Annotated in this window: 7 protein-coding genes and 1 pseudogene; 4 read left to right on the top strand and 4 right to left on the bottom strand. The window is 56.6% G+C overall.

Features of this window, described 5'->3' with window-relative positions:
* Positions 1-144 precede the first annotated feature (144 nt).
* Complete coding sequence (locus B7X90_RS17695) at positions 145-411, bottom strand: DUF6626 family protein (RefSeq protein WP_292626771.1); 267 nt, start codon at positions 409-411, stop codon at positions 145-147.
* Positions 412-536: 125 nt separating this feature from the next.
* On the opposite strand from B7X90_RS17695, the gene B7X90_RS17700 reads away from it, so the two are divergent.
* From B7X90_RS17700 to B7X90_RS17715, 4 genes are all read left to right on the top strand, one after another.
* Positions 537-1,010 carry a hypothetical protein gene (locus tag B7X90_RS17700; protein WP_292626773.1) on the top strand — a complete coding sequence of 158 codons (474 nt, stop codon included), beginning with the start codon at positions 537-539 and terminating at the stop codon, positions 1,008-1,010.
* A gap of 358 nt (positions 1,011-1,368) precedes the next feature.
* Entirely contained in the window at positions 1,369-1,827 is a 459-nt protein-coding gene (locus B7X90_RS17705) for a hypothetical protein (protein WP_292626775.1), read from the top strand.
* A 1-nt stretch (position 1,828) separates the two neighbouring features.
* Positions 1,829-2,164 (top strand): DUF3768 domain-containing protein, encoded by a 336-nt coding sequence (locus B7X90_RS17710; RefSeq protein ID WP_292626778.1) that lies wholly within the window; start codon positions 1,829-1,831, stop codon positions 2,162-2,164.
* 2 nt (positions 2,165-2,166) lie between these two features.
* Positions 2,167-2,346 carry a hypothetical protein gene (locus B7X90_RS17715; protein WP_292626781.1) on the top strand — a complete coding sequence of 60 codons (180 nt, stop codon included), beginning with the start codon at positions 2,167-2,169 and terminating at the stop codon, positions 2,344-2,346.
* Between the two features lie 167 nt (positions 2,347-2,513).
* Here the strand turns inward: B7X90_RS17715 and B7X90_RS17720 are convergent, their stop codons facing one another.
* From B7X90_RS17720 to B7X90_RS17730, 3 genes and pseudogenes are all read right to left on the bottom strand, one after another.
* Positions 2,514-3,914, bottom strand: coding sequence for an exonuclease domain-containing protein (locus B7X90_RS17720; protein WP_292626784.1), 1,401 nt, complete (start codon positions 3,912-3,914; stop codon positions 2,514-2,516).
* 415 nt (positions 3,915-4,329) lie between these two features.
* Complete coding sequence (locus tag B7X90_RS17725; RefSeq protein WP_292626786.1) at positions 4,330-5,334, bottom strand: hypothetical protein; 1,005 nt, start codon at positions 5,332-5,334, stop codon at positions 4,330-4,332.
* 206 nt (positions 5,335-5,540) lie between these two features.
* A pseudogene (locus B7X90_RS17730) lies at positions 5,541-6,509 on the bottom strand (IS256 family transposase); the annotation flags it as partial.
* Positions 6,510-6,613: the final 104 nt, after the last annotated feature.

Below are 6,613 nucleotides of genomic sequence, written 5' to 3' on the forward strand. Positions count from 1 at the left end.
TTCTCAAGGTCGAAAAATCCAGGCTGGTTCATCGTAAAATCTCAAAGTCCTGCACCAATCACGCCAAACTCTGAATCCGATTTTACCCGGTCAGGGAAGCCCTATTTTTCGAGGTGCCCTTAACATTTTCTCGATGCATTAAGCTCACCGACAGCGGATCAACGCTCTGGTCATGATGCGCTTTGCTAGTTTACCGACTTCGGTGTTGTCTAAATCAGAAGCCGCTTCATCGGCCATATCTTGCAGGCACATCGCCAGTTTAAGCAAGCAGCGCAGGCTTGGGCGAGCACCGGAACAGCGCAAGTAATCATAGTAGCGCGGCGAATATCCGAGAAAGTCGGTCGAAAATGTTGCGTGGTTGCGAGTGATGCCTGCGTTTTTCAAGAATGCATATACTTCATCAAGGATCATGTGGCGTGTCTCCGTTTGCAGGACCGCTCGTATTTATCGGAAGGCGGCTTGGGCGCTCATCTCGCGCAGATGATAAATAAAATAATACGAGCCGACTAACGAAAATTGGCTACATGGAGACCAAAATGGCACAAGCTACATTGCCCTCAGCGACGGGAGAAAGATTCCGGGCTGAATGCATTCAATGGATGACCAAATTCAACCCTAACCTGTTCGTCACGTTCGTTTTCAATCGTTGCATCAGTATGGACGAAGCGCAGGCGAAATTGGAGAAGTTTCACGGACATCTTGATCGCAAGCTCATCGGTCGCGCGTTTCTCCGTCGCCCGGAAAAGCGGACCGACTACATCGCAACAATCGAGAAGCCGGACGCCAACATTCATATTCACGCGCTGTTTAAGTTGACCGGCATACAAAAATTGCGCTTTTGCTTGTTCGCGGACGGAATTTGGGAAAACATGGTCAAGGGCGGCAATCTTGACATCCAAGTCATCCATAGCGCCGAAGGCGTCGCGGATTACATCACCAAAGAACTTCGACCGCAGACCAGTGATCGCCTCCTGCTGCCCCCTCACAAAGAAGTTTCGTTCTCTCGATAATTGTCGGGGGCTGCCGCCACGCGAGGCTCTACGGTTTATCGATAAATCATGGGAAACGCGGGCCGCTGATGGTGGGCCGCAGTGATAACTATCACCAGATGATATAGAAGATCACGAAGACAGACACCAAGAAGACGACGAACCAAGAAGAACAGCGAAGCAAGAAGAACAGCGAAGCAAAGAAACCGAGATAGATAGAACCAGCGACATTCCGTTCCATGCCAAACGGCTCAAAACCGTGGTCGTGGTAACGGAATTAATTTTGATAATATTTCTGGCATTTATCGCCAATATTCGGTCGCTCTTGTGAAAAACGACATTACGGCTCGCACTCCCGAAATAAGCCAAGGAGATGCCCATGTCGATCCTCAAGTCCCTCAAGCTTACCGCTGCCACACCGGCCAATACCGGCACGTCAGGGCATGCCTTTCGCGAAAAGCTGCTGCGCTACCTCGAAGAGCAGAGGGCATTGGCGGCGGCGGAAATCGCAGGAACGCCGTTTCAGGCAACCAAGAAGGTCACGCGCACCAACGAGGCGGGCGAAAAAGTCCGTGTTGAAACAGCGCGGCAGGTCCGCAAGGGCTGGTTCAAGGATGCCGGTGGCAAGCTGTTTTTCCAGCTTCGTTACGGCAGCAAGCCGCTGGAATTTGCCAAGGGCATGAACGCGGTTTCCGTTCAGGACATCAACGAACTGCCGATCATCATCGGTTCGATCATCGACGCGATCAATGCAGGCGAACTTGACCCGCAACTGACGGCGGCCATTGCGGAGCGCAAAGCCAACTTCAAGCCCAAGGCAAAGAAGGCAGCAGCCTGATATGGCGGATATGGTGAGGCGGGCAGCGATTGCCCGCCTCAACGACCGCCTACGCACCACCGGCCTTGGCGGCTCGATATTCATGACCGCGGGTATGGCGGCATTGCCGAAAGCAGTGCAAGATGCAGCCATCTTGGCAGTGCGCCAGTTCTCCGATTTCACCCCAAACAACGACCCGCACGGCGAACACGATTGCGCGGTGCTCACGGTGCAGGATCAGCGGATCATCTGGAAGATCGACTATTACCCGCGCGATGATACTGGCATTGATCCTGACCCAGCCAATCCGGCGACCACAAAGCGCGTGCTGACGATCATGCTGGCGGAGGAATACTGAACATGTGGCGCTACCAGCTCATCGATTTATCGGAGCAGCATATCCGGCAACTTCGCCTGCTCATCAAACTGAACCGCGCAGAAGCTTACGTCATCGTCAGAACCGACCAGCCTTGGCCACCGGAGATATTGCTTCACCCGCGCCAGCATACGGCGAAGATTGCGCGTGACGCTATCAACTGAACAGTGCCAGCACGGCCATTCTCCAGCTTCTTCGTGCAACGATCATTTCGGCTTTGCCTTTCCCCTATGAGCGTCATGAGCGCCCATCTTGGATCATCGGCTACACGGTTGCGCCCGCTGGCGAGCAGACCCTCAGCAGGGCGCAGCGGGGCTATGCGGGATAACTGTTAGCTGAGCACAGCCATCTCGACGGGGGGTGGCAATCGGCTGGCAAGATAGCGCAGCACTCCGGCGAGAATATCCGCGTCGTTGACGTTACCCTGCTCCATACGCGCCACGGTTTCGGCTTGAGCATCGGCGATGGTCGTCCATGCGGCTTTTCCATTGCCGCCACCGACCATACGCTCGGCGATCTTCGCAGCGATCTTTGCGCGACTGTTCTCCGGCAACAGGTCAGGGCGGTGTTCATAGATCAGGCGGCGGCCAAGTGCGATAAGCCGAGCGTCGCCAAACCCCCCAACGATTGCGGGCCGATCCTTCCAGGGCGTCCGGTGAAACTCCACCATTCGGTGTTCGTCGGCGCGACTGACGAAGCCAGAGTAGATTTGCTCTTCCACGAATTCCGATGCGGGCCAGTCCGGCTTGGCCGATAGACGGATTAACCGCGCGCAGAACTCCGTGTCGGCCTGTATAAGCAATGCTCGTTCGCGCAGATCGTCAGCCGCAATGCCGTCGAAATGGCCATGTTCGGACGAGGGTTGAAGGGTCGGCGCGGCATTTGTGCGGATACGCCGGACGGGCTTTGGTGAGCGGGCAAGCCGCGCAGCCAGTTCCTCGTCGGTCATGGCGCGAAGCTGGTCCATGTCGATGGCGAGGTTCAGGGCAAGCACGGTGCCAGCGTTGCCGGGTTCGTGGCCGATCTTGGTCAGCGCGAATTGGTAGGGAAGGTTATAGAAGCTTTCCGTGAGGATGAAGCACGGCTCCGCATCCAGAAGCGCTGCCACGGATGCCTTGTCTGCCAAACGAATAGCGTCTGCCCATAGCCCCGGCGCATTATCGCGGATCAGCCGAGCAACATGGATGGTTGCTTCTACATCGGCCAGCGCATCGTGCGCGTTCAAGTGATTGAAGCCGTTTGCCGGTGCCAGCCGGTCCAGCCTGAATGTGGGCTTACCTTTATCGCCGATTGGTACGGCGATGGCATCCGGCACCAGAACCGACGCGGCTTGTGCGATCTTCAAGATATCGATCCGGCTGTTGCCGCCGGTGTTGGTCAGATAAGGGGAATGGAGCGATTGATATAACGCTTGCCGCAGCAGATGCTCATCAAAGCCAAGCGTATTCCATCCGGTAAAGATGCACGGCGACCACGCCGCCAGCTTCGACTTGATTTCGCATATCATTTCGTAGTGGCTGGGCAGCGCAGGGTCGGTAATCTGGTCCATGCTGATCCGCGTGACGCATAACGCACCGGGTGACGGCACGATATGTGGCATCAGGCGGCATCGGATTTCAAAGCGGTCAATTTCGTTTAGGTCGTCATCTGTGCGGATGGCGGCAAACTGAAGAATTTGATCGAAGCTTGTGTTGGTGCCGGTCGTTTCCGTATCATAGAAAACAAACCCCATTGATCGCCCCGCTTGTCTCAAATTCCTGACGAAATTAACGCCGCCAGTAAATCACCGTGCCCGACGAACCTACCGTCCCGGTCACGGGTTTCACCTCGCTCGATATCATACCAGCCAACCAGCCTGCCATTTTTATCGCGGCCAGTGTTTCTTCCTCCGGCGCGGTCAGACCAGCCCAACAAAAGACCGTTTCTGTCTCGAAGCACCTGTCGCATCGTCACGCCTCCTATGGTGAGGCTATCCGATCAAGCGCCGCTCGTGGGTCGCGTCAACCTTTTCCATGCTTTGCGCCAGAAAAGGAGCAAAAGACATTCCTCGTACGTCGCGCGACGACATACGGCGAGTTGTGCTACCCCCGGTCTGCTTCTAAAGCGATGGCACCGCAGACGGAATGGGTGGGCATTATAGGTATGTTCTAGGCCAGCACAGCCGGATCAGGTTGCTGCTTCCAACGCTGTTGTGACGGATCAACTGTTGGACGAAGCGCGCCGTGCCGAAGTTGGTCGATAACGCGCGCAACACCCATTTCACCTAGTGGCATATCTGATGCTACGCCGAGAGGGCGGGGGTCGAATGTAGCAATCGTTCCATCGCTCATCACGTAAGTGCGCGGCTGAAGCATTAGGAGGCTATCGGCAACACCGATTACCTTCCCGTATTTGTCCATCTTCACGACGAGATTTCCGTCAATCATCACGATAGTCGCGCTACGATCGTTCGGGTCCATCAGGATCACGTCGATAAGCTGGTTCAGGCAGCTTTGAACCTTCATGCGCGCTTCGAGACTGGTTTCCATGTCTGCGCGCGCCGACAGGATTTGCTGGGCCAGTTCTGGTCGAGGTAATTTTGCCGTCTGTTGCCCTTGCAACCGCTCAAGGCTTTCGAGCGCTTTAGCGTCTTGTTCGACACGGATTTTGAAACGCTGATATGCACGTTCCTTAACCTCGTCATTCTCTTCCATCAGTTCATCAGCAATCTCGTCCAGCCGCTCGCGCTTTCGCACAAGCTCTGCCCTCGCGATGGCAATTTGTCCTTCGCCGCTCGATGCGGAAACGGAGGGGGCGGGGACAGCGAATGTGAGCAGGTTGTCGAGAATACCTGCAAGGAGGTCATCATATCTATAGGTGGAGTTACAGCGGCAGCCTCCGGCACGGGCAAAGCTGGCACATGAAATTTGCGTCGGACCGTTTTTTTGTTTTCTAAGCGTCATCCGGCTCCCGCAGGGCAGGTTTTCACCATCGTTGTGAAACTGGCAGCGCGCCAAATGGGAGAGGATGTTGACGCACTTTGCTCTTGGCCCCCCGGTGCCGCGCCGACTTTTCAATCCCGCTTGCGTTCGGTGCCAAAGTTCAGGTGAGACGATTGGGGGATACAGCGCGATTGGTTCGCCGGCATCTGCGCGACCATGATCGTTTCGCATCTGGGGTTGGTACTCCCCGAGAACACGGCGACCATGAAGCATATTTGTTACCGTGCGAATGTGCCAAGCAGCTTGGGGCCAGTTCAGTCGTTTGCGCTCCAAAGGTCGTGTCCCACTGGGTGGTGTAAGAGCCGTCGATCCAAGGTAGGATCGGGATCAGGTCAGGCTGCCACGGCGGGCAGGCTGACGATGGGATTATGGTGCGCCCAGTGTTCCTTCGGGAAGGCCATGTATGCGAGAACATCTTCGCGCGAGCTATCCATCATGCCAGCCAGCTTGGGGAACTTCTCGCGGCACGCATCGGCGACCTGCTCCCACTGCTGGTGAGCCGCTTCGGCGGTTTCCTGCGCAAAGATCGTTTTGATCATGGCGATGACAGCGGGCCGCTGCTTGGGCGCGGTATGGGCCAACGCATTGCGCATCCAGTGCACCCGGCAGCGTTGCTGGCTCGCGGCGAACACCTTGCTAGCAGCGGCACGCAGGCCCTTGTGATCGTCGGATATAACGAGCTTCACCCCGCGTAAGCCCCGGTCAGCCAGCGAGCGCAGAAAGGCTTTCCAGAAGGGCTCAGCTTCCGAAGGGCCGGTGGCAATGCCCAGCACCTCGCGTCGGCCATCGGTGTTGACGCCTACGGCGATTATTGCCGCCGTCGACACGATCCGGCCGCCCTCGCGTACCTTGAGGTAAGTGGCGTCGATCCACAGATAGGGCCACTCGCCTTCGATCGGGCGCGTCAGGAAGGCGTTCACCCGCTCATCGATCTCAGCGACCAAGCGGCTTACCTGGCTCTTCGAAACCCCGCTGGCACCCATGGCCTTCACCAAATCATCAACCGAGCGGGTCGAAACACCATGGACGTAGGCTTCCTGGATCACCGCTGCCAAAGCCTTCTCGGCAGTGCGGCGCGGTTCTAGAAAGCTCGGGAAGTAGCTGCCCTTGCGCAGCTTCGGGATCGCTAGGTCGATCCGTCCGGCACGGGTGTCCCAGCCACGTTCACGATAGCCATTGCGATGGGTAAGCCGCGCCGGGCTCCGAGTGCCAGAAGGCGCTCCAGTACGGGCCTCAATCTCCATATCCATCATGCGCTCGGCGGCAAAAGCCAGCATCTCGCGCACCAAATCGCTATCAGCCCCTTGCTCGATCAGCTCTACAAGGGCCATTCTATCATCGGTCATCGTCATCTTCTCCAGGTTCGAGTTCGCATCCGAACCCTAACAGAAGATCGACGGTGGCTACCCTGTCAGGGAAACCTTCTTACACCACCCAGTGGGACACGACC

Source organism: Novosphingobium sp. 17-62-19, assembly GCF_002256775.1.
Lineage (GTDB): Bacteria > Pseudomonadota > Alphaproteobacteria > Sphingomonadales > Sphingomonadaceae > Novosphingobium.

Excerpts from the sequence above, each read along its gene's own strand:
- B7X90_RS17695 (WP_292626771.1), bottom strand. The coding sequence starts at position 411 with ATGATCCTTGATGAAGTATATGCATTCTTGAAAAACGCAGGCATCACT.
- B7X90_RS17700 (WP_292626773.1), top strand. The coding sequence starts at position 537 with ATGGCACAAGCTACATTGCCCTCAGCGACGGGAGAAAGATTCCGGGCT.
- B7X90_RS17705 (WP_292626775.1), top strand. The coding sequence starts at position 1,369 with ATGTCGATCCTCAAGTCCCTCAAGCTTACCGCTGCCACACCGGCCAAT.
- B7X90_RS17710 (WP_292626778.1), top strand. The coding sequence starts at position 1,829 with ATGGCGGATATGGTGAGGCGGGCAGCGATTGCCCGCCTCAACGACCGC.
- B7X90_RS17715 (WP_292626781.1), top strand. The coding sequence starts at position 2,167 with ATGTGGCGCTACCAGCTCATCGATTTATCGGAGCAGCATATCCGGCAA.
- B7X90_RS17720 (WP_292626784.1), bottom strand. The coding sequence starts at position 3,914 with ATGGGGTTTGTTTTCTATGATACGGAAACGACCGGCACCAACACAAGC.
- B7X90_RS17725 (WP_292626786.1), bottom strand. The coding sequence starts at position 5,334 with ATGCGAAACGATCATGGTCGCGCAGATGCCGGCGAACCAATCGCGCTG.